This is a genomic window from Pseudomonas sp. yb_2, from assembly GCF_043103905.1.
Lineage (GTDB): Bacteria > Pseudomonadota > Gammaproteobacteria > Pseudomonadales > Pseudomonadaceae > Aquipseudomonas > Aquipseudomonas alloputida.
The window spans coordinates 50,378-70,969 of the sequence record NZ_JBICKH010000082.1; the positions used below are offsets into that span (position 1 = coordinate 50,378).

General features: G+C 62.4%; 21 protein-coding genes and 1 pseudogene. 15 read left to right on the plus strand and 7 right to left on the minus strand.

All coding sequences use genetic code 11. The annotated features are described in order from the left end of the window. The first annotated feature begins 2 nt into the window (after positions 1 to 2). From dut to argB, 3 genes and pseudogenes are all read left to right on the plus strand, one after another. Complete coding sequence (dut, locus tag ACF8FB_RS22915; protein WP_392512083.1) at positions 3 to 458, plus strand: dUTP diphosphatase; 456 nt, start codon at positions 3 to 5, stop codon at positions 456 to 458. A 144-nt stretch (positions 459 to 602) separates the two neighbouring features. Continuing rightward, a pseudogene (locus ACF8FB_RS22920) lies at positions 603 to 1,970 on the plus strand (phosphomannomutase/phosphoglucomutase); the annotation flags it as partial. 30 nt (positions 1,971 to 2,000) lie between these two features. Next, positions 2,001 to 2,906, plus strand: a complete 906-nt coding sequence (gene argB, locus ACF8FB_RS22925) for an acetylglutamate kinase (protein ID WP_004575216.1) — start codon at positions 2,001 to 2,003, stop codon at positions 2,904 to 2,906. Between the two features lie 159 nt (positions 2,907 to 3,065). On the opposite strand, the gene pyrE is transcribed toward argB, so the two are convergent. Continuing rightward, a complete protein-coding gene (gene pyrE, locus ACF8FB_RS22930; RefSeq protein ID WP_003253405.1) occupies positions 3,066 to 3,707 on the minus strand; it encodes an orotate phosphoribosyltransferase in 642 nt (213 codons plus the stop codon). 80 nt (positions 3,708 to 3,787) lie between these two features. On the opposite strand from pyrE, the gene ACF8FB_RS22935 reads away from it, so the two are divergent. Beyond that, entirely contained in the window at positions 3,788 to 4,567 is a 780-nt protein-coding gene (locus ACF8FB_RS22935; protein WP_003253401.1) for an exodeoxyribonuclease III, read from the plus strand. Positions 4,568 to 4,600: 33 nt separating this feature from the next. On the opposite strand, the gene ACF8FB_RS22940 is transcribed toward ACF8FB_RS22935, so the two are convergent. Beyond that, positions 4,601 to 4,969: a DUF4870 domain-containing protein gene (locus tag ACF8FB_RS22940; RefSeq protein WP_003253399.1), complete on the minus strand. Its 369-nt coding sequence runs from the start codon at positions 4,967 to 4,969 to the stop codon at positions 4,601 to 4,603. A 23-nt stretch (positions 4,970 to 4,992) separates the two neighbouring features. Continuing rightward, on the minus strand, positions 4,993 to 5,715 hold the full coding sequence (rph, locus tag ACF8FB_RS22945; RefSeq protein ID WP_003253397.1) for a ribonuclease PH: 723 nt from the start codon (positions 5,713 to 5,715) through the stop codon (positions 4,993 to 4,995). Positions 5,716 to 5,942: 227 nt separating this feature from the next. Here rph and ACF8FB_RS22950 point away from each other — a divergent pair, with 227 nt between their 5' ends. Continuing rightward, on the plus strand, positions 5,943 to 6,806 hold the full coding sequence (locus ACF8FB_RS22950; RefSeq protein ID WP_010955794.1) for a YicC/YloC family endoribonuclease: 864 nt from the start codon (positions 5,943 to 5,945) through the stop codon (positions 6,804 to 6,806). Between the two features lie 13 nt (positions 6,807 to 6,819). Continuing rightward, complete coding sequence (gmk, locus tag ACF8FB_RS22955) at positions 6,820 to 7,440, plus strand: guanylate kinase (protein WP_010955795.1); 621 nt, start codon at positions 6,820 to 6,822, stop codon at positions 7,438 to 7,440. A 33-nt stretch (positions 7,441 to 7,473) separates the two neighbouring features. On the opposite strand, the gene ACF8FB_RS22960 is transcribed toward gmk, so the two are convergent. The 3 genes from ACF8FB_RS22960 to ACF8FB_RS22970 all read right to left on the minus strand — a co-directional run bounded on the left by ACF8FB_RS22960 (position 7,474) and on the right by ACF8FB_RS22970 (position 11,289). Further along, positions 7,474 to 9,015: an APC family permease gene (locus tag ACF8FB_RS22960; protein WP_049588397.1), complete on the minus strand. Its 1,542-nt coding sequence runs from the start codon at positions 9,013 to 9,015 to the stop codon at positions 7,474 to 7,476. Between the two features lie 119 nt (positions 9,016 to 9,134). Then, the gene (locus tag ACF8FB_RS22965) at positions 9,135 to 9,902 is read right to left on the minus strand and encodes a gamma-glutamyl-gamma-aminobutyrate hydrolase family protein (protein WP_392509865.1); all 768 of its coding nucleotides are present in this window, start codon (positions 9,900 to 9,902) and stop codon (positions 9,135 to 9,137) included. 4 nt (positions 9,903 to 9,906) lie between these two features. Next, entirely contained in the window at positions 9,907 to 11,289 is a 1,383-nt protein-coding gene (locus ACF8FB_RS22970; RefSeq protein ID WP_129931877.1) for a glutamine synthetase family protein, read from the minus strand. Positions 11,290 to 11,494: 205 nt separating this feature from the next. On the opposite strand from ACF8FB_RS22970, the gene ACF8FB_RS22975 reads away from it, so the two are divergent. From ACF8FB_RS22975 to ACF8FB_RS22995, 5 genes are all read left to right on the plus strand, one after another. Beyond that, positions 11,495 to 12,367, plus strand: a complete 873-nt coding sequence (locus tag ACF8FB_RS22975; RefSeq protein ID WP_003253385.1) for a LysR family transcriptional regulator — start codon at positions 11,495 to 11,497, stop codon at positions 12,365 to 12,367. 240 nt (positions 12,368 to 12,607) lie between these two features. Further along, positions 12,608 to 12,871 (plus strand): DNA-directed RNA polymerase subunit omega, encoded by a 264-nt coding sequence (rpoZ, locus tag ACF8FB_RS22980; RefSeq protein ID WP_003253383.1) that lies wholly within the window; start codon positions 12,608 to 12,610, stop codon positions 12,869 to 12,871. Positions 12,872 to 12,930: 59 nt separating this feature from the next. Next, entirely contained in the window at positions 12,931 to 15,039 is a 2,109-nt protein-coding gene (gene spoT, locus ACF8FB_RS22985) for a bifunctional GTP diphosphokinase/guanosine-3',5'-bis pyrophosphate 3'-pyrophosphohydrolase (protein WP_010955800.1), read from the plus strand. A gap of 23 nt (positions 15,040 to 15,062) precedes the next feature. Then, entirely contained in the window at positions 15,063 to 15,443 is a 381-nt protein-coding gene (locus ACF8FB_RS22990; RefSeq protein WP_009684531.1) for a RidA family protein, read from the plus strand. Between the two features lie 56 nt (positions 15,444 to 15,499). Continuing rightward, positions 15,500 to 16,231 carry a lipoprotein gene (locus tag ACF8FB_RS22995; RefSeq protein ID WP_010955801.1) on the plus strand — a complete coding sequence of 244 codons (732 nt, stop codon included), beginning with the start codon at positions 15,500 to 15,502 and terminating at the stop codon, positions 16,229 to 16,231. A gap of 169 nt (positions 16,232 to 16,400) precedes the next feature. Here the strand turns inward: ACF8FB_RS22995 and ACF8FB_RS23000 are convergent, their stop codons facing one another. Next, a complete protein-coding gene (locus tag ACF8FB_RS23000; RefSeq protein ID WP_064493086.1) occupies positions 16,401 to 17,258 on the minus strand; it encodes an NAD-dependent epimerase/dehydratase family protein in 858 nt (285 codons plus the stop codon). A gap of 190 nt (positions 17,259 to 17,448) precedes the next feature. Here ACF8FB_RS23000 and exbB point away from each other — a divergent pair, with 190 nt between their 5' ends. From exbB to ACF8FB_RS23020, 4 genes are all read left to right on the plus strand, one after another. Next, positions 17,449 to 18,411 carry a tonB-system energizer ExbB gene (gene exbB / locus ACF8FB_RS23005; RefSeq protein WP_392509867.1) on the plus strand — a complete coding sequence of 321 codons (963 nt, stop codon included), beginning with the start codon at positions 17,449 to 17,451 and terminating at the stop codon, positions 18,409 to 18,411. 3 nt (positions 18,412 to 18,414) lie between these two features. Then, on the plus strand, positions 18,415 to 18,843 hold the full coding sequence (gene exbD / locus ACF8FB_RS23010) for a TonB system transport protein ExbD (protein WP_003253367.1): 429 nt from the start codon (positions 18,415 to 18,417) through the stop codon (positions 18,841 to 18,843). Further along, positions 18,840 to 19,571 (plus strand): energy transducer TonB, encoded by a 732-nt coding sequence (locus ACF8FB_RS23015; protein WP_010955804.1) that lies wholly within the window; start codon positions 18,840 to 18,842, stop codon positions 19,569 to 19,571. Before exbD ends, ACF8FB_RS23015 begins: the two co-directional genes overlap by 4 nt. A 94-nt stretch (positions 19,572 to 19,665) precedes the next feature. Beyond that, a complete protein-coding gene (locus ACF8FB_RS23020) occupies positions 19,666 to 20,592 on the plus strand; it encodes a hydrogen peroxide-inducible genes activator (RefSeq protein WP_003253362.1) in 927 nt (308 codons plus the stop codon).

Consider the following 20,592-nt stretch of genomic DNA (forward strand, 5'->3'; position numbering starts at 1 on the left):
ACATGCACGCTCTTCAAGCCAAGATCCTCGACCCACGCCTGGGCAGCGAATTTCCGCTACCCGCATACGCCACCCCCGGCTCCGCCGGCCTCGACCTGCGCGCCCTGCTCAAGCAAGACACCATCCTCGAACCGGGCCAGACCGTTCTGATTCCTACCGGCCTGTCGATCTACATCGGCGACCCGGGCCTGGCGGCAGTCATCCTGCCGCGCTCGGGCCTGGGCCATAAACACGGCATCGTGCTGGGCAACCTGGTCGGCCTGATCGATTCGGACTACCAGGGCGAGCTGATGGTGTCGTGCTGGAACCGCGGCAACACGCCGTTCACCATCGCGGTTGGCGAGCGCATCGCCCAGCTGGTGCTGGTGCCGGTGGTGCAGGCTCACTTCGAAATCGTCGAAGCGTTCGACGAAAGCCAGCGTGGCGCTGGCGGCTTCGGTCACTCCGGCAGCCATTGAGCCGGCAAATGACCGTTCAGGCCAAGGATGGCGAACTCTCTGGCGAAACCACCGTCCAAGCGTTCAGTTTGCGCCTGCCCAGAAAGCCTTTGACTAATGGAGCTTCCAGAGATGAACGACATGGCCCACCTGGTCCCCGCCGCATTGCCCGACAGCATTTTCCGCGCATATGACATCCGCGGCGTGGTCGGCAAGACCCTTCACGCCGAAACCGCCTACTGGATCGGCCGCGCCATCGGCGCGCAAAGCCTGGCCCAGGGCGAACCGCAGGTTTCGGTAGGGCGCGATGGCCGCCTGTCGGGCCCGATGCTGGTGGAACAGCTGATCAAAGGCCTGGTCGATGCGGGCTGCAACGTCAGCGACGTCGGCCTGGTGCCTACCCCGGCGCTGTACTACGCAGCCAACGTGCTGGCCGGCAAGTCCGGTGTGATGCTGACCGGCAGCCACAACCCGTCGGACTACAACGGTTTCAAGATCGTCATCGCCGGTGACACCCTGGCCAACGAACAGATCCAGGCCCTGCTGACCCGCCTGAAAACCAACGACCTGACCCTGGCCCAAGGCCGCGTGGAAAAGGTCGAGATCCTCGACCGCTACTTCAAGCAGATCGTCGGCGACGTGAAGCTGGCGAAAAAGCTCAAAGTGGTGGTGGACTGCGGCAACGGCGCCGCTGGCGTGGTTGCACCGCAACTGATCGAAGCCCTGGGCTGCGAAGTGATCCCGCTGTTCTGCGAGGTCGACGGCAACTTCCCCAACCACCACCCAGACCCGGGCAAGCCGGAAAACCTCGAGGACCTGATCGCCAAGGTCAAGGAAACCGGTGCCGATATCGGCCTGGCCTTCGACGGTGACGGCGACCGCGTCGGCGTGGTGACCAACACCGGCAGCATCGTCTACCCCGACCGCCTGCTGATGCTGTTTGCCCAGGACGTGCTGTCGCGCAACCCGGGCGCCGAGATCATCTTCGACGTCAAATGCACCCGCCGCCTGACCCCGTTGATCGAACAGCACGGTGGCCGCGCCTTGATGTGGAAAACCGGCCATTCGCTGATCAAGAAGAAGATGAAGCAGACCGGTTCGCTGCTGGCAGGCGAGATGAGCGGTCACATCTTCATCAAGGAACGCTGGTACGGTTTTGACGACGGCATCTATAGCGCCGCGCGCCTGCTGGAGATCCTCAGCAAGACCGAGCAGAGCGCCGAAAACCTGTTTGCCGCCTTCCCGAACGATATTTCCACGCCGGAAATCAATATTGATGTGACCGACGAGGGTAAATTCAGCATCATTGATGCACTGCAACGCGACGCCGACTGGGGCGAAGCCAACCTGACCACCATCGACGGTGTGCGGGTCGACTACGCCAACGGCTGGGGCCTGGTTCGCGCCTCCAACACCACCCCGGTGCTGGTGCTGCGTTTCGAGGCCGACAGCGACGCCGAATTGCAACGTATCAAGGATGTTTTCCGCACCCAGTTGCTGCGGGTAGAGCCTGAGCTGCAACTGCCGTTCTGACCGACTATCTGTTCCTTACAGGAGCCCTGCATGACCCTCGATCGCGATGCCGCTTCCCATGTAGCCGAGGTTTTGTCCGAAGCACTGCCTTACATCCGCCGCTTTGTCGGCAAGACCCTGGTGATCAAGTACGGCGGCAACGCGATGGAGAGCGAGGAGCTCAAGACGGGCTTCGCCCGTGACATCGTGCTGATGAAGGCTGTGGGCATCAACCCGGTGGTAGTCCACGGTGGTGGCCCGCAGATCGGTGACCTGCTCAAGCGCCTGTCGATCGAAAGCCACTTCATCGACGGCATGCGCGTCACCGATTCGGCGACCATGGACGTTGTGGAGATGGTGCTGGGCGGCCAGGTCAACAAGGACATCGTCAACCTGATCAACCGCCACGGCGGCAGCGCCATCGGCCTGACCGGCAAGGACGCGGAGCTGATTCGCGCCCGCAAGCTGACTGTCAGCCGCCAGACGCCTGAGATGACCACTCCGGAAATCATCGACATCGGCCACGTGGGCGAAGTGGTGAGCGTGAACACCGACCTGCTGAACATGCTGGTGAAGGGCGATTTCATTCCAGTGATCGCGCCGATCGGCGTGGGCGCCAACGGTGAGTCGTACAACATCAACGCCGACTTGGTGGCGGGCAAGGTGGCCGAGGCGCTGAAAGCCGAGAAGCTGATGCTGCTGACCAACATCGCCGGCCTGATGGACAAGCAGGGTCAGGTGCTGACTGGCCTGACCACCGAGCAGGTCAACGAACTGATCGCTGACGGCACCATTTATGGCGGCATGCTGCCGAAGATCAAATGCGCGCTGGATGCGGTGCAGGGCGGCGTGAACAGCTCGCACATCATCGATGGCCGCGTGCCGAATGCAGTGCTGCTGGAGATCTTCACCGACAGCGGCGTGGGCACCCTGATTACCAATCGCAAGCCGCGCTGATTGATCGGTTAGCCTGCACTGGCCTCTTCGCGGGTAAACCCGCTCCCACAAAGGAAATCCCCATGTAGGAGCGGGTTTACCCGCGAAAGGGCCAGATCAGGCGGCACAAAAAAAGGCGACCCTCTGAAGAAGGTCGCCTTTTTCATTCCTGGGCCAGGATCAGATCCCGTACTGCGCCCGGTAGGCCTCGACAGCCGGCAGATGCTGTTTCAGCTGTGGATCGTCAGCCAGGAACTCCAGCACCTGGGTCAGCGAAACAATGCTGACCACCGGGATACCGAAGTCGCGTTCCACTTCCTGGATCGCCGACAGTTCGCCATTGCCGCGCTCTTCACGGTTCAGCGCGATCAGTACACCAGCGGCCTTGGCCTGCTGGGCGTTGATGATCTGCATGACCTCACGAATGGCGGTACCGGCAGTAATCACGTCGTCGATGATCAGCACGTCACCGGCCAGCGGCGCGCCGACCAGGCTGCCACCTTCGCCATGGTCCTTGGCTTCCTTGCGGTTGAAGCACCATGGCACGTCCAGCTGATGCTGGTCGGCAAGGGCCACGGCGGTAGTCGCCGCCAAAGGGATACCCTTGTAGGCCGGGCCGAACAGCACATCGAACGGGATCTTGCTATCGACGATGGCGGCGGCGTAGCAACGCCCCAGCTCAGCCAGTGCGGAGCCGGTGTTGAACAAGCCGGCATTGAAGAAATACGGGCTGGTACGCCCCGATTTCAGGGTGAATTCACCGAAACGCAGTACCCCGCGATCGATGGCAAAACGGATAAAGTCGCGCTGATACGGCTGCATGAATAGTCCCGGACACCACGGATTTAGCTAAATGGGTTGAGCTCGGGTATCATACACGCACGAGATTTATGGGGCCATTTATGCGGATCATCAGTGTGAACGTAAATGGCATTCAGGCTGCGGCCGAGCGTGGTTTGCTCAGCTGGCTGCAAGCCCAGAATGCCGACGTCATCTGCCTTCAGGATACCCGCGCCTCGGCCTTTGAACTCGACGACCCAGCTTTCCAGCTCGATGGCTATTTCCTTTATGCCTGCGACGCGGAGGTGCCTGCCCAAGGTGGTGTGGCCCTTTACTCGCGCATGCAGCCCAAGGCAGTCATCACCGGCCTGGGCTTCGAGACAGCCGACCGCTACGGGCGTTACCTGCAAGCAGATTTCGACAAAGTCAGTATTGCCAGCCTGCTGCTGCCTTCGGGCATGAACGGCGACGAAGACTTGAATCAGAAATTCAAGTTGATGGACGACTTCGCCAAGTACCTGGACAAGCAGCGTCGCAAGCGTCGCGAATACATCTATTGCGGCTCGTTCTACGTGGCGCAGCAGAAGCTCGACATCAAGAATTGGCGTGACAGCCAGCAGTCGCCGGGCTTCCTGGCGCCAGAACGCGCCTGGATGGATGCGATCACTGGCGAGATGGGGTATGTCGATGCCTTGCGCGAAGTCAGCCGTGAAGGCGACCAGTACAGCTGGTGGCCGGACAACGAGCAGGCCGAGATGCTCAACCTGGGGTATCGGTTCGACTACCAGATCCTCACCCCGGGCCTGCGCCGCTTCGTGCGCAACGCTCGCCTGCCGCGTCAGCCACGCTTCTCCCAGCATGCGCCGCTGATCGTCGACTATGACTGGACGCTGACCATCTAAAAGGCCATTGGGGCTGCGTTGCAGCCCCAATGGTTATTTGATCGGCCGCCAGATCATCGGGTAGCGATAAGGCTTGCCCTCATTCGCCCGCACCGCCGCGATGATGATCAATATCATCACTGCCACCGTGAGCATGGCAAACAGCACCAGCCCGATAAACACGAACATCAGCAGGAAGCAGATGAACCCGGCAATGGTCACGCTGATCTGAAAGTTCAGCGCCTCTTTGCCCTGGGCGTCGATAAAAGGGTCTTGCTCGCGCTTGAGGTGCCATAGCACCAGCGGGCCCAGCAGGTGCCCAAGCGGCACTACCAGGCCCAACAGCGCGGAGAGGTGGCAGAACATCGCCCATTGCCGGATTTCGGCATTGGGCGGGGTGATCGACAGGTTCGAATCGCTCATGCCCCGCACCTCCTTGGCCGGTTTCAGTCAGCCAGTGCTGCCTGCTGCAGCTCGAAAATCTCGTTCATGCCCTTCTGCGCCAAAGCGAGCATGGCGTTGAAATCTTCCGGCTGGAACGGTGCGCCTTCGGCAGTACCCTGCACTTCGATGAAACCACCAGCGCTGGTCATGACCACATTCAGGTCGGTTTCGGCTGCGGAGTCTTCCAGGTAGTCCAGGTCGAGCACCGCTTCGCCCTGATACATGCCTACCGACACGGCAGCGATCATGTGCTTGAGCGGGTTGCCGCCCTTGAGGCCGCCGCGCTTCTTGATCACTGCCAAAGCGTCGCACAAGGCAACCATGGCGCCGGTGATGGACGCGGTACGGGTACCGCCATCGGCCTGGATCACGTCGCAATCGACGTACAGGGTGATGTCACCGAGCTTGCTCATGTCCAGCGCGGCGCGCAGCGAACGGCCGATCAGGCGCTGGATTTCCAGGGTGCGGCCACCCTGCTTGCCACGGCTGGCTTCGCGCTGGTTACGTTCGCCGGTGGAGCGCGGCAGCATGCCATACTCGGCGGTCAGCCAGCCTTGGCCCTGGCCTTTGAGGAAGCGCGGTACACCGTTTTCAACGCTGACCGTGCAGATGACTTTGGTGTCACCGAACTCGACCAGTACCGACCCTTCGGCGTGCTTGGTGTAGTTGCGGGTGATGCGGATCGAGCGGAGCTGATCGGCAACGCGACCACTTGGACGTTTCATCTGGGATACCTGTACTGGGACTTTGAATCTGCCGAGCATTATAGAGCCCGCAGCCCGGGGAAGACATGCCTATTGTCGCGCCCGGCACAGCCCGTCGCCTTTTCCTACCGCAGTAGCCACCCGTCAGTAACATAGGCGGATTGGGCGCCACGGCGACACTGCGCTACAATCCTGCGCCTTGCAGCCGAGAGGCTCCCACCGTTCATTCATTACGCGAGGTACTCCCCATGGTGCACAGCATGACCGCTTTTGCTCGTGTCGAGCGCGCCGGCAGCCAAGGCACCCTGGTCTGGGAGCTGCGTTCGGTCAACCACCGTTATCTGGAGCCGCACCTGCGCCTGCCCGAGGCCCTGCGCGACCTCGAAGGCGGTGTACGTGAAGGCCTGCGCCAGGGCCTGTCACGCGGCAAGGTGGAATGCACCTTGCGCCTCAACGAAGACAGCAATGGCAAACCGCTGAAAGTGGACCATGAGCGCGCCGCGCAACTGGTTGCCGCCGCCGAGGAAGTGGCTGGCCTGATCAAGCAGCCGGCCCCCCTGAACCCGCTGGAAGTGCTGTCATGGCCAGGCGTGCTGGTGGCCGACACCAGCGACCCCCAGGCACTGAACGCCGAAGCCATGGCGCTGTTCGACGAAGCGCTGGCCGAACTCAAGGCCGGGCGCCAGCGCGAAGGCCAGGAACTGGCCCGGCTGATCAACGAACGCCTGGACAACATGGCCAGCGAAGTCACTACCCTGCGCGCCCTGGTGCCGCAGATGCTGGCGGCGCAGCGGCAGAAGATTCTCGACCGCTTCGGCGACATGCAAGCCGAGCTGGACCCACAGCGCCTGGAGCAGGAGATGGTACTGCTGGCCCAGAAAAGCGACGTGGCAGAGGAACTCGACCGCCTCAGCACCCACGTCACCGAAGTGCGCCGCGTGCTCAAGGGTGGCGGCGCCGCTGGCCGGCGCCTGGACTTCCTGATGCAGGAACTCAACCGCGAGGCCAACACCCTCGGCTCCAAGGCCTTCGACCCACGCAGCACGCAAGCGGCGGTCAACCTGAAGGTATTGATCGAACAGATGCGTGAACAAGTACAGAACATCGAGTAAGGCCACCCCGACCATGAACCACAGCAGCGGCACCCTCTACATCGTTTCGGCCCCTTCGGGTGCCGGCAAGACCAGCCTGGTCACCGCCCTGACCAAAGACGACCAGCAGATCCGCGTCTCGGTCTCGCACACCACCCGCGCCATGCGCCCGGGCGAGCAGCACGGGGTGAACTATCACTTCGTGGTCCACGAGGAATTCAAGGCGCTGATCGCGCAAGGTGACTTTCTGGAGCATGCCGAAGTGTTCGGCAACTTCTACGGCACTTCACGCAGCGCGCTGCAGCAGACCCTGGACCAGGGCTACGACCTGATTCTGGAAATCGACTGGCAAGGTGCACAGCAAGTGCGCAAGCTGATGCCACAGGCGCTGTCGGTGTTCATCCTGCCTCCAAGCCAGGAGGCGCTTCGCCACCGCCTGGACGGACGCGGGCAGGACAGCGAAGAGATCATTGCCGGGCGCATGAAGGAAGCGGTCAGCGAGATGGTGCACTACGACGAGTATGACTACGTCATCATCAATGATGATTTCGACACGGCGCTGGCAGACTTGAAAGCAGTGTTCCGCTCGAATCGGCTGCTGCTGAAGAAGCAGCAGCAGCGTCATGCGGCATTGCTCAAGCAAATGATCGGCTGAAGATCGATGGGGCTGCATTGCAGCCCCAATGGTTTAGTCCTGCAGCGGCAAGGTAGCCTGCTGACGCAGGGTAGCCCCGAGGAAGTACGCCGGCGCACGCATGCGCGACAGCATCATCAGGCCGATGCCAAGCACCGAGATGATCGCGGCAATCACGAACACCAGCCCCAGCCCGCCCACATGCGAGCCGCTGCCAAAGTCCGGCGAAGCACTGTCGATGGCGGTGCGCACGAAGATCACCGACAAGATAACACCCCCCAGCAGCGGGCACAGGCCGCGCATGATGAAGTGGCGCAGGCTGTCGAACAGGCTGCCGCGGAAATACCAGACGCAGGCAAACGCGGTCAGCGAATAGTAGAAGCAGATCATCATGCCCAATGCCGTGATGGTATCTGCCAGCACGTTCTCGCTCAGCGTACGCATGGTCACGTAGAACAGGCCTGCGGCCAGGCCGGCGCAGATGGTGGCATAGCGCGGCGTTTGCGAGCGCGGGCAGACGCTGGCGAACTTCTGCGGTACCGCACCGTAATAACCCATGGCCAACAGGGTGCGCGCCGGCGCCACGAAGGTGGACTGCAGCGACGCCGCCGTACTGGCCAGCACGGCGATGGACATCAGGATCGCCAGCGGCCCCATGACCGGGCCGGCCAGGTGGGCAAAGACGTTCTCCTGGATGCGCGGGTTGTTCAGGCCCAGACCCGTTTCACTGATACCGGCAAACTGCAGGGTGGCGATGGCGGTGAACAGGTACAGGCCCAGGATCAACATCACGGTCCAGGTAGCGGCCTTGCCCGGCACCTCTTCGCTGCCCACCGACTCTTCACTGACGGTCAGACAAGTGTCCCAGCCCCAGAAGATGAAGATCGACAATGACAGGCCAGCGGCAAAGGCCGAGAACGACTCGACACCGAACGGGTTGAACCAGGCGAAATCGAACGCCAGCGGTGGCGGCGCGGTAGTGCCGCCGAAAGCGGCGAAAGCAAAGCCGATCAACACCAACAGCTGCAGGGCCACCAAGCCGTACTGCACGGTCATTGTGGTGGCGATACCCCGACAGCAGATCCACACTGCCAGGCCAATGAACACGCAACAGGTAACGATGTTGATCAACAGGTTGTCGGCCAACGCTGCCAGCTCATGCTTGCCGGTGATCTGGCCAAGGAACAGGTAGAAGAAATCCACCGCCACACCTGCCAGGTTCGACAGCACGATCGTGGTGGCAACCACCAGTCCCCAGCCGCCGATCCAGCCGATCATCGGGCCGAATGCACGCGCCGACCAGGTAAACGAAGTACCGCTGTCAGGCTCCGCCGAGTTCAGCTCGCGATAGCCCAGGGCCACCAGCAGCATCGGCAAGAAGCCCACGATGAACACGGCCGGCAGGTGGGCGCCCACCTCACGCACGGTAGGGCCAAGGGCGCCGGTCAGGGTATAGACCGGGGCGATGGTGGAAATGCCCAGCACCACGCTGGCCAGCAGCCCCAAGCGGCCCTTGGCCAGGCCTTTGCTGCGCTGAGTGTTGCCCGCGTCGGCCGCCACATCGGGTGGGCGGCCGGCTTCTGTGTAATTGCTCATGAGTATTTGCCGTAAATTTTGGAATTGTTTTAACAAGCCTTGGGTACAAGGCTCGCTTTCACTCATTGAAAGCTTGCTATCGGGAACGAGTCATCCGAGACCTTCGGCTGACGTCAGAATCATTCCTGCCGTAAGCCCTCCCGTGCTGCGTAGGCATTGCAGGCCTCGCGAAACGCCTGAAACAGACGCAGCGAGACCGGGTTTTCGTTGAAGCGCCACTCCGGGTGCCATTGCACCCCGAGCACAAAGCCCGGTGCCGCAGGCATGGACACCGCCTCGACCAGGCCATCCGGGGCCCGTGCCTCGACGCGCAGGCCCGGGGCCAGACGGTCGATGCCCTGGCTGTGCAGCGAATTGACCTCGAACTGCGCCCCCAGGCCCAGGCGCTCGAACAACCCGCCAGGCTCGATACTGACCGAGTGGCGAGGGCTGTATTGCACCTCCAGGGGGGCATCCTCGGGTTCGCGGTGGTCAAGGTAGCCAGGCAGCTCCTGCACACGCTGGTGCAGGCTGCCGCCAAGGGCCACGTTCAGCTCCTGGTAGCCTCGGCAGATGCAGAATACGGGCACACCGACGGCAATGGCTGCCTGCAGCAGCGGCAGGGTCAGGCGATCACGCGCCAGATCATGCCGGGTACCCGCCACACTGGGGGCGCCATTGTAATGATGCGGCTCGATATTTGAAGGCGAGCCGGTAAAAACAATGCCGTGCAGGCGAGCCAGCAGCGCTTGCGTGTCGCTGCCGCCATCACGGGCCGGCAAGATCAGTGGCAAGCCGGCAAAGCCGGCCGCCTCGACATACTTGTCGCCGACCGTGTGCGAGGAGTTCTTCCCTACCTGCTGACGGCAGGCGCTGACACCGATCAAAGGGACCGCATTTGCGCTCATGGGCTTACACCGTGTGCAGGTACCAGTTGTACTCAAGATCGGAAATCGACACTTCGAACTCGGCCAGTTCGCTTTCCTTGCAGGCCACGAAGATATCGATGTAGTCCGGGCTGATGTATTGGTTGAGGACTTCGCTGTCATCCAGCGCGCGCAGGGCATCGCGCAGGTTGTTCGGCAGGCTTTGCTCCAGCTGCTCGTAGGAGTTGCCTTCGATCGGCGCCTCGGGCTCGACCTTGTTGGTCAGGCCATGGTGAACGCCGGCAAGGATCGCCGCGAGCATCAGGTACGGGTTGGCATCGGCGCCGGCTACACGGTGCTCAAGGCGCACGTTTTCGCTGCTGTCGGTGGGCACGCGTACGGCCACGGTGCGGTTGTCCAGGCCCCAGCTCGGCGCATTGGGCACGTAGAACTGCGCACCGAAGCGGCGGTAGGAGTTGATGTTGGGGCACAGGAAGGCCATCGACGCCGGCATGGTTTCCAGCACGCCACCAATGGCGTGGCGCAGCGTATCGCTTTGCAGCGGATCGTCACTGGCGAAGATGTTCTTGCCGGTTTTCTTGTCCAGCAATGAAATGTGCACATGCAGGCCGTTGCCTGCCTGGCCCGGGTAGGGCTTGGCCATGAAGGTGGTGTCCATTTCATGGTCGTAGGCGATGTTCTTGATCAGGCGCTTGAGCAGGATCGCGTAATCGCAGGCCTTCAGCGGATCCGCCACGTGGTGCAAGTTGACCTCGAACTGCGCCGGGGCGCTTTCCTTGACGATGGCGTCGGCGGGCAGGCCCTGTTCCTTGGCCGCTTCGAGCATGTCCTGCAAGCAGTCGGCGTACTCGTCGAGGTCGTCGATCAGGTACACCTGGGTCGACTGCGGGCGCTTGCCGGAGATCGGCGAGCGCGGCGGCTGTGGGCGGCCGTTGAGGTTGTCCTGGTCGATCAGGTAGAACTCCAGTTCGAACGCGGCGCAGATAGTCAGGCCCAGGTCGTCGAACTTGCTCACCACCTGGCGCAGCACTTCACGCGGGTCGGCGAAGAACGGCTGGCCATCCAGCTCGTGCATGGTCATCAGCAGCTGGGCGGTGGGGCGCTTTTGCCACGGCTCGTCCGACAGCGTGCCGGGGATCGGGAAACAGATGCGGTCGGCGTCGCCGATGTCCAGGCCAAGGCCGGTGCTTTCGACAGTGGAACCGTTGATATCAAGGGCGAACAGCGATGCGGGCAGGTTGATGCCCTTCTCGTACACCTTGTGCAGGCTGGCCCGCTCGATGCGCTTGCCACGTACCACGCCATTCATGTCGGAGATCAGCAGGTCTACGTACTGCGTGTCCGGATGGGCCTGGAGGAAGTCATTCATCTCGCTGGAAGAACTGGCGCACGGGGTTACCGACGTCATGGTGTACATCCTTTGATGTGCTGCGGCGATGTGGGGATACGGCTGGCGCCTCACGGGCGACGATGGTTGCAGCTGTTGTTGTTTTCACTTTCCCATCGTGGGGACTGGTTACCCGACCGGGCGCATTGATTCCGGGGGGCCGTTTCACTATAAAATGGCCCAGACGCAACAGACATTGGCAATTTGGCAAGCAGAGCGTGCATCAATGCAATATCAGATAACCCACGCAGACCTCTCTCTGGTCCTGGCACTGGAACGTGGCCGCTCGCTGGCCAAAGCCGCCGAACTGCTCAAAGTCGACGTTTCGACCGTATTCCGCTCGATCCGCCGATTGGAGTCGGCGCTGGGCACCGCCTTGTTCGTCAAGAGCCGAAAGGGCTATCTGCCGACTGACACCGCCCAGGCCTTGGCCGAGCAGGCCGAACGTGCCGAGCAGGCGCTGGAAGCGGCGCGCATTGCCATGACCAGTGGCGAGCAAGTGGTCAGCGGCACGGTGCGCCTGACCTGCACGGAGGCGGTGATGCACAGCCTGTTGCTGCCCGCACTGGCCGAGTTCATGTCCAACTACCCGGCCTTGTCGCTGGAGATGGGCACCTCCAACACCTTCGCCAACCTCAGCCGGCGCGACGCCGACATCGCCCTGCGCCTGACCAATACGCCACCGGAGCACCTGGTGGGCCGCAACCTGGGTTCGACCTCCTATGTGGTCTGCGGCCAGCCACAGTGGCGCGAGCGCCTCAGCGAGTCCCCCGCCAGCGTGCCGTGGATCGCACCAGACGACTCGATGCAGGACCACCCTACGGTGGTCTGGCGCAACCAGCAACACCCGGGCCTGAGCCCGCGCTACCAGTGCAGCAGCATGTCGACCATCGCCCAGTTGGTAATGGCCGGCCTGGGCGTGGCAGCACTGCCGGACTACATGGTGCATGCGCTGCCCGGGGTGGATGCACTCAGCGGCCCCCTGCCCGGCTGCGACACTCAGCTGTGGTTGCTGACCCGGCCGGATTGCCGGGCGTTGCGCTCGGTGCAGACCTTGTTCGAAGAGCTGACCCCGCGGTTGCGTGACGCGATGCTCTGAGGTTATCGTCAGGCTCATGCACTGAGGGTGTCTGTTCCGGCCCTTTCGCGGGTAAACCCGCCGCTACAAGCTACGCGGCCACTGTAGGAGCGGGTTCACCCGCGAAGAAGGCATCGCTGGTTTTGCAGGTACCGCCCGGCAAAACAGCGCTTCCCTATTGGCTGGTGAATTTTTATACTATCGAGTCCGCCTGCCCATTAATGGGCTGCACGCCCACCGCAATTGCTACTGAGGAAGACCATGGCCCGCGTAACTGTTGAAGACTGCCTGGAACACGTGGATAACCGCTTTGAGCTGGTCATGCTCTCGACCAAGCGCGCTCGCCAGCTGGCGACCGGCGGCAAAGAGCCACGCGTTGCGTGGGAAAACGACAAGCCAACCGTTGTTGCCCTGCGTGAAATTGCCGAAGGCATCGTCACCAACGAGTTCATCGCCGCTGAAGAGATCGTCACCGAGGATCCGGTGTTCGCCGCGTTCGAGGACGAGAACAACGAGGCTGTCTGATTGATGCCAGGTCGACGTCGTACGGCGCAAGGCCCTCTTCCTCGGCAGGAGGTGAACCCATGCCGGGTATAGAAGCCTTGGCCGAACGGCTTTCGACCTATCTTGGCCCCGAACAGGTCAACCTGGTTCGGCGTGCCTATTTCTACGCCGAACAGGCCCACGATGGGCAACGCCGCCGCAGTGGCGAGCCCTACGTGACCCACCCGCTGGCCGTGGCCAGCATCCTCGCCGACATGCACATGGACCATCAGAGCCTGATGGCGGCCATGCTGCACGATGTGATCGAAGACACCGGCATCGCCAAGGAAGCCCTCAGCCAGCAGTTTGGCGAGACCGTGGCCGAATTGGTCGATGGGGTCAGCAAGCTGACCCAGATGAATTTCGAGACCAAGGCCGAGGCGCAGGCGGAAAACTTCCAGAAGATGGCCATGGCCATGGCCCGCGATATCCGCGTGATCCTGGTCAAGCTGGCCGACCGCCTGCACAACATGCGCACCCTGGAAGTGCTGTCTGGCGAAAAGCGCCGGCGCATTGCCAAGGAAACCCTCGAGATCTACGCCCCCATCGCAAACCGCCTGGGGATGCACACCGTGCGCGTAGAGTTCGAAGACCTTGGCTTCAAGGCCATGCACCCGATGCGCTCGTCGCTGATTCATCGTGCAGTGAAGAGCGCGCGCGGCAACCGCAAAGAGATCGTCGCCAAGATCGAGCACTCGCTGGCCAACTGCCTGGCCGCCGACGGCATCGAGGGCGAAGTCAGCGGTCGGCAGAAACACCTCTATGGCATCTACAAGAAGATGCGCGGCAAGCGCCGTGCCTTCAACGAGATCATGGACGTGTATGCCTTCCGCATCATCGTCGACAAGGTTGACACCTGTTACCGCGTGCTCGGCGCCGTACACAACCTGTACAAGCCGCTGCCCGGACGCTTCAAGGATTACATCGCGATCCCCAAGGCCAACGGCTACCAGTCGTTGCACACCACCCTGTTCGGCATGCACGGCGTGCCCATCGAAATCCAGATTCGCACCCGCGAAATGGAAGAGATGGCCAACAACGGCATCGCCGCGCACTGGCTGTACAAGTCAAACGACGACGAGCAGCCCAAGGGCAGCCACGCGCGCGCCCGCCAGTGGGTCAAGGGTATCCTTGAACTGCAGCAACGTGCCGGCAACTCCCTGGAATTCATCGAGAGCGTGAAGATCGACCTGTTCCCGGACGAGGTCTACGTGTTCACGCCCAAAGGCCGGATCATGGAGTTGCCCAAAGGCTCCACGGCCGTCGACTTCGCCTACGCGGTGCACACCGACGTCGGCAACAGTTGCATCGCGTGCCGCATCAACCGCCGCCTGGCGCCGCTGTCCGAACCGCTGCAAAGCGGCTCGACAGTGGAAATCGTCAGCGCCCCGGGCGCTCGGCCAAACCCGGCATGGCTCAACTTTGTGGTCTCGGGCAAGGCACGCACGAATATCCGCCACGCGCTCAAGCAACAGCGCCGCTCGGAGTCCATCAGCCTGGGCGAGCGCCTGCTGAACAAGGTACTCACTGGCTTCGACAGCAGCCTGGAGAAAATCCCCCAGGAACGCATCCAGTCTATTCTCGCCGAGTACCGCCTGGAGCTCATAGAAGACCTGCTCGAAGACATCGGCCTGGGCAACCGCATGGCCTACGTGGTCGCGCGCCGCCTGCTGTCGGCCGAAGGCGAACAGCTGCCGGCGCCAGAAGGCCCACTGGCGATCCGCGGCACCGAAGGCCTGGTGCTCAGCTACGCCAAGTGCTGCACGCCGATCCCGGGTGACCCGATTGTCGGCCACCTGTCGGCCGGCAAGGGCATGGTCGTGCACCTGGAGAACTGCCGCAACATCAGTGAAATCCGCCACAACCCCGAAAAGTGCGTGCAACTCTCCTGGGCCAAGGACATCACTGGCGAGTTCAATGTCGAACTGCGTGTCGAACTGGAACACCAGCGCGGGCTGATCGCCCTGCTGGCCAGCAGCGTCAACGCCGCCGACGGCAACATTGAGAAGATCAGCATGGACGAACGCGACGGCCGTATCAGCGTGGTCCAACTGGTGGTCAGCGTGCACGACCGCGTGCACCTGGCGCGTGTGATCAAGAAGCTGCGTACCCTGACCGGTGTGGTCCGCATCACCCGCATGCGTACGTAGTCCGCCAACCGCAAGGAGTCATCATGAGCAAAACCGTCATCAACAGCGACAAGGCCCCTGCCGCCATCGGCACCTACTCGCAGGCGATCAAGGCCGGCAACACCGTGTACATGTCGGGCCAAATCCCTCTGGACCCGAAGACCATGGAGCTGGTCGAAGGCTTCGAAGCCCAGACCGTGCAGGTGTTCGAGAACCTCAAGGCCGTGGCTGAAGCTGCTGGCGGTTCGTTCAAGGACATCGTGAAACTGAACATCTTCCTCACCGACCTGAGCCACTTCGCCAAGGTAAACGAGGTGATGGGCCGCTACTTCGAACAGCCCTACCCGGCCCGCGCCGCCATCGGCGTTGCCGCACTGCCGAAAGGCGCCCAGGTCGAAATGGACGCCATCCTGGTCATCGAATGATGCCCTGGTGACGGGCCCTGCCCGTCACCCTCCTTCCTCTGCAAGGTTACCCCGTCATGCGTCAAGCACTGCCCTTCGCGCTGGCAGCCCTGCTACTGGGCGGCTGCACCAGCCACAAACCCGAAGATTTCAACGGCATCTGGATCAACCAGGAAGCCATCACTGCGGCGGTCAAAGCCGGCAGCCTGCGCCAGGCGCTGAATGAGCACGGCCCAGTGTTCGAGTGGAAGCTCGACGTGGCCAATCAGCAAGCTAGCTATAGCAATGGTTTCGAGGCCGCCGACGGCCAGCTGAGCGCCAATGAAAAGCAATGGCAGGCCCGTTTCCAAGGCGGCCAGACCGAGCAGCTTTCGCTCGATGGCGACGAGCTGCTGGCCGTCGACCAGAACGGCACCAAGCAAACCTTCGTGCGCGCCAAGGCGCAGGCTGCAGCCAATGCACCACTGGGCAGCAGCTTCGAGAAAGCGCTTTACCAGGCCTACCTGGGTGGTAACTGGAAGATCGTCGAAGGCCAAGGCAAGGGCGCCAGCGTGCGCTTCAGCGACACCGGCAACGTCACCGGCCTACCGGGGCCGGACCGCTTCGCCCTGTGCCTGGCGGGTGATTGCGCGACCATGGGTGGCAACAATGACAGCCTGTGGCTGGAGCGCAACCAGCGTGGTGCACCGTTCATCATCAAGCGCGATGGTGACAAGCTGGAGATTTTCCAGGCAGTGAACCGTGCACAGCCGGATGAAATGCCAGAGCTGGCAGCGGGCAAGCGTCAGTGGACGCTGGAGCGCAGCTGAGATGATGCGCGGTCCCTGTAGGATCGGGTTTACCCGCGAAGAAGACACCGCGGTGGATGGCACGGGCTTCGCCCGTGTTCGCGGGCAAGCCCGCTCCCACAGGGATCGCGCCAGCTTTTAGAAATTGAGCAAGACAGTTGCTCCCACAAGGCATCGCGCCAGTTGCCAGCTAGGCTTTTCCTGCCAGGATCGCGGCGTAGCCTTCCTTGTAGCTCGGATATACCGGCGCCCAACCCAGCGCCCGCGCCCGGGCATTGCTGCAACGCTTGCTACCAGTACGCCGCACCCGCTGCTCATCGGACCATTCGGTAACGCCCATATACGCCCGCAGCCAGGCCACCACATCGGCCAGCGGCGCCGGGTCATCATCGACGCCAATGTAGCAGTCGTCTAGAGCCTTGCCATCAGCATCGGCCTGCAGCAGAAACGCCAGCAGGCTGGCGGCATCTTCGGCATGAATGCGGTTGCCATACAGCGGCGGCTCCTCGGCAACGCGGTAACCCTGACGCACCTGGCTCAGCAACCACTCGCGCCCTGGGCCATAGATACCGGTCAGGCGGACCACGCTCGCCGGGATGCCGCTGGCCAGTGCCAACCGTTCAGCCTCCAGCATCACCCGTCCGGAATAGCCCTCGGGCTCGGTGGCAGCGCCCTCAGCTATCCACTCGCCGTCCTTCTGCGCATACACGCTGCTGCTGGAGACGAACAATAGCCGGCGCGGGCGTTGGCCACGCTCGGCCAACCAGGCCAACACATGGCGCAAACCATCGACATAGGCTGCCTGGTAACCCGCCTCATCGTGCTGGCTGGCCGCCACGCAGTACACAAGGTAGTCCAGCGGGCCCTGTGGCCAGGCCTGCGGTATCGACGGTTCGGCCAAATCTGCGGCAACCGGCTGAACCCCTGCGGGCAGCTGACCAACAGAACGGCGCAGGCCGCTCACCTGCCAGCCTTTAGCCAACATCTGCCTGGCCAGACGCCCACCCACATCACCACAACCCACCACCATCACGGAAAGGTCTGACATCTCTAAACTCCCTAGACCAATTAATCAGCTTGGCCACGCTACACGATGGGCGGCTAGACCATAGGCGAAAAAAGCTACAATATTACTTTTGTTAACAAGAATTACTTGCAATAATGACCGCCAAATTGTTCTCGGCCTACATCGAGGCCTTGGAGAACGCTCACTTTTTTCTTCATCAGGTCCGGCCAGCATGACACGTACTCAACCTTCCGCTTCGCCAACCCCGTCGCGCGCCTGGCGCGCCATCGCCGCGCTGACAGTTAGCCTGGTGCTGGCCCCGGTGGCCATGGCCGATGAGCCAACCACCAACGCCGCCACACCTGCTGCTGCCACTGCCCCGGCCGCACCTGCTGCTGCCCCGGCGGATGCTCCGGCGCCTGATGCCACTGCCAGCAACCCGGCCGCAGCAGACCCGAGCGTTCAAGCCCTGGTCGAAGACACCTCGCTGGGAATGGCCCATGACCTGTCCCCATGGGGCATGTACAAGAACGCCGACATCGTGGTGAAGATCGTCATGATCGGCCTGGCCATCGCCTCCATCATCACCTGGACCATCTGGATTGCCAAAGGCTTCGAGCTGATGGGCGCCAAGCGTCGCCTGCGTGGTGAAATCGCCCAGCTGAAGAAGTCCACCACCCTGAAAGAAGCCAGCGAGGTCACCAACAAGGAAGGCACCCTGGCCCACACCCTGGTCCACGACGCCCTCGAAGAGATGCGTCTTTCGGCTAACGCTCGCGAAAAAGAAGGTATCAAGGAACGCGTCAGCTTCCGTCTGGAGCGCCTGGTGCATGCCAGCGGCCGTACCATGAGCAGCGGCACCGGCGTCCTCGCGACCATCGGTTCCACCGCGCCGTTCGTCGGCCTGTTCGGTACCGTATGGGGCATCATGAACAGCTTCATCGGCATCGCCAAGACCCAGACCACCAACCTGGCCGTCGTTGCCCCAGGTATCGCCGAAGCGCTGCTGGCCACTGCTCTGGGCCTGGTCGCGGCAATCCCGGCCGTGGTCATCTACAACGTCTTCGCCCGCTCCATTGCCGGTTACAAGGCGCAGGTGTCCGATGCCTCCGCCCAGGTACTGCTGCTGGTCAGCCGTGATCTGGACCACCAGGGTAGCGAGCGCGCCGCCCCGCACATGGTGAAAGTGGGGTAAGCCATGGGCCTGCATCTCAACGAAGGTGGCGACGACCTCGCCGAAAACCACGAAATCAACGTTACGCCGTTCATCGACGTGATGCTGGTGCTGCTGATCATCTTCATGGTCGCCGCTCCCTTGGCTACGGTCGACATCAAGGTCGACCTGCCGGCCTCAACCGCCAAACCGGCGCCAAGGCCGGAGAAACCGGTGTTCGTCAGCGTCAAGGCCGACCAGAAGCTGTATGTCGGCGACGATCAGGTTGCTGCACCCGACCAGCTTGGCCCGATGCTCGACGCCAAGACCAAGGGTGACAAGGAAACCACCATCTTTTTCCAGGCTGACAAAGGCGTGGATTACGGCGACCTGATGGAAGTGATGAACAACATGCGCGCGGCCGGCTACCTGAAAGTCGGTCTGGTAGGTCTCGAGACGGCAGCCAAGAAATGATGAAAACGCGCTCTAACATGGCGCGCTACGGTGGCAGCCTGGCGATCGTGCTGGGTGTGCACGTGGTCGCCGTGCTGCTGACGCTCAACTGGTCGGTGCCACAGGCCATCGAGCTGCCCCCGGCAGCGATGATGGTCGAACTGGCACCGTTGCCGGAGCCTGCGCCACCACCACCCCCAAAGGCAGCTCCGCAGCCACCGGCCCCGGTCGAGGAACCACCGTTGCCGAAGCTGGCAGAAGCGCCCAAGCCCAAGATCGCCATCCCCAAGCCGCCCAAGCCGAAGGCCAAGCCCCAGCCGCCCAAGCCCGAGAAAAAGCCTGAGCCGCCGAAGGAAGCACCGCCCACCGAGCAAACGGTGGACGCACCGCCCAGCAACTCGCCACCGCAGAAGTCCGCGGCACCGGCACCGAGCATTGCGTCCAACAGCAACGCCTTGCCAACCTGGCAGAGCGACCTGCTGCGCCACCTTGCCAAGTACAAGCGTTACCCGGAAGACGCGCGCCGTCGCGGCCTGCAAGGCATGAACCGCCTGCGCTTCGTGGTCGACGCCGAAGGCAAGGTCGTGTCGTACTCCATGGCCGGTGGCTCGGGCAGTGCCGCACTGGACCGGGCGACCCTGGAAATGATCCGTCGGGCCGGCACGGTACCCAAGCCGCCACCCGAGTTGCTGAACAATGGCACGATTGAAGTCGTGGCACCGTTCGTCTACTCACTGGACCGCCGCTAAGACTTTTGTTTCTGTCACAATTCGGCAAGTCTGATAACGTGCGTCTATCAATTGCAGCCGCTATGCTGGGCTCGCAACTTCATGGACGCACGTTATGACCCTCACAGAATTACGCTACATCGTCACACTCGCCCAGGAACAGCACTTCGGCCATGCCGCCGAGCGCTGTCATGTGAGCCAACCCACCCTGTCGGTCGGTGTGAAGAAGCTCGAGGACGAGCTTGGCGTTCTGATCTTCGAGCGCAGCAAAAGCGCAGTCCGTCTGACCCCGGTCGGCGAAAACATCGTCGCCCAAGCGCAGAAGGTACTGGAGCAGGCCCAAGGCATTCGCGAGCTGGCCCAGGCCGGCAAAAATCAGCTGACCGCTCCGCTCAAGGTCGGCGCTATCTACACCGTCGGCCCCTACCTGTTCCCGCACCTGATCCCGCAGTTGCACCGCGTAGCGCCGCAAATGCCGCTGTACATCGAAGAAAACTTCACCCACGTACTGCGCGAAAAGCTGCGCAATGGTGAACTGGACGCGGTGATCATCGCCCTGCCGTTCAACGAAGCCGACGTGCTGACGCTACCGCTATACGACGAACCGTTCTGCGCCCTGATGCCTGCCGACCACCCATGGACGGCGAAGAAGACCATCGACACCGCCATGCTCAACGACAAGAGCCTGCTGCTGCTTGGTGAGGGCCACTGCTTCCGTGACCAGGTACTGGAAGCCTGCCCTACCCTGAACAAGGGGGGTGAAGGCTCACGGCACACCACGGTTGAGTCCAGCTCGCTGGAAACCATCCGTCACATGGTGGCTTCCGGCCTTGGCGTATCGATCTTGCCGCTGTCGGCAGTGCACAGCCATCACTATGCCCCCGGCGTCATCGAAGTGCGCCCGCTGACGGCACCGGCACCGTTCCGCACGGTCGCCATCGCCTGGCGCGCCAGCTTCCCGCGGCCAAAGGCCATCGAGATCCTCGCCGATTCGATCCGCCTGTGCTCGGTCGCCAAAAACCCTGCGGAACAACCGGCCTGA

Bases quoted from the DNA above. Each gene is read 5' to 3' on its own strand.
- ACF8FB_RS22965 (WP_392509865.1), bottom strand. From the start codon at position 9,902: ATGAGCGCAAATGCGGTCCCTTTGATCGGTGTCAGCGCCTGCCGTCAG.
- exbD (WP_003253367.1), top strand. From the start codon at position 18,415: ATGGGCCTGCATCTCAACGAAGGTGGCGACGACCTCGCCGAAAACCAC.
- ACF8FB_RS22935 (WP_003253401.1), top strand. From the start codon at position 3,788: ATGCGGATCATCAGTGTGAACGTAAATGGCATTCAGGCTGCGGCCGAG.
- ACF8FB_RS22970 (WP_129931877.1), bottom strand. From the start codon at position 11,289: ATGACGTCGGTAACCCCGTGCGCCAGTTCTTCCAGCGAGATGAATGAC.
- ACF8FB_RS22995 (WP_010955801.1), top strand. From the start codon at position 15,500: ATGCGTCAAGCACTGCCCTTCGCGCTGGCAGCCCTGCTACTGGGCGGC.
- rpoZ (WP_003253383.1), top strand. From the start codon at position 12,608: ATGGCCCGCGTAACTGTTGAAGACTGCCTGGAACACGTGGATAACCGC.
- exbB (WP_392509867.1), top strand. From the start codon at position 17,449: ATGACACGTACTCAACCTTCCGCTTCGCCAACCCCGTCGCGCGCCTGG.
- spoT (WP_010955800.1), top strand. From the start codon at position 12,931: ATGCCGGGTATAGAAGCCTTGGCCGAACGGCTTTCGACCTATCTTGGC.
- ACF8FB_RS22975 (WP_003253385.1), top strand. From the start codon at position 11,495: ATGCAATATCAGATAACCCACGCAGACCTCTCTCTGGTCCTGGCACTG.
- argB (WP_004575216.1), top strand. From the start codon at position 2,001: ATGACCCTCGATCGCGATGCCGCTTCCCATGTAGCCGAGGTTTTGTCC.
- ACF8FB_RS23000 (WP_064493086.1), bottom strand. From the start codon at position 17,258: ATGTCAGACCTTTCCGTGATGGTGGTGGGTTGTGGTGATGTGGGTGGG.
- ACF8FB_RS23020 (WP_003253362.1), top strand. From the start codon at position 19,666: ATGACCCTCACAGAATTACGCTACATCGTCACACTCGCCCAGGAACAG.
- rph (WP_003253397.1), bottom strand. From the start codon at position 5,715: ATGAAACGTCCAAGTGGTCGCGTTGCCGATCAGCTCCGCTCGATCCGC.
- ACF8FB_RS22960 (WP_049588397.1), bottom strand. From the start codon at position 9,015: ATGAGCAATTACACAGAAGCCGGCCGCCCACCCGATGTGGCGGCCGAC.
- gmk (WP_010955795.1), top strand. From the start codon at position 6,820: ATGAACCACAGCAGCGGCACCCTCTACATCGTTTCGGCCCCTTCGGGT.
- ACF8FB_RS22940 (WP_003253399.1), bottom strand. From the start codon at position 4,969: ATGAGCGATTCGAACCTGTCGATCACCCCGCCCAATGCCGAAATCCGG.
- pyrE (WP_003253405.1), bottom strand. From the start codon at position 3,707: ATGCAGCCGTATCAGCGCGACTTTATCCGTTTTGCCATCGATCGCGGG.
- dut (WP_392512083.1), top strand. From the start codon at position 3: ATGCACGCTCTTCAAGCCAAGATCCTCGACCCACGCCTGGGCAGCGAA.
- ACF8FB_RS22950 (WP_010955794.1), top strand. From the start codon at position 5,943: ATGGTGCACAGCATGACCGCTTTTGCTCGTGTCGAGCGCGCCGGCAGC.
- ACF8FB_RS23015 (WP_010955804.1), top strand. From the start codon at position 18,840: ATGATGAAAACGCGCTCTAACATGGCGCGCTACGGTGGCAGCCTGGCG.
- ACF8FB_RS22990 (WP_009684531.1), top strand. From the start codon at position 15,063: ATGAGCAAAACCGTCATCAACAGCGACAAGGCCCCTGCCGCCATCGGC.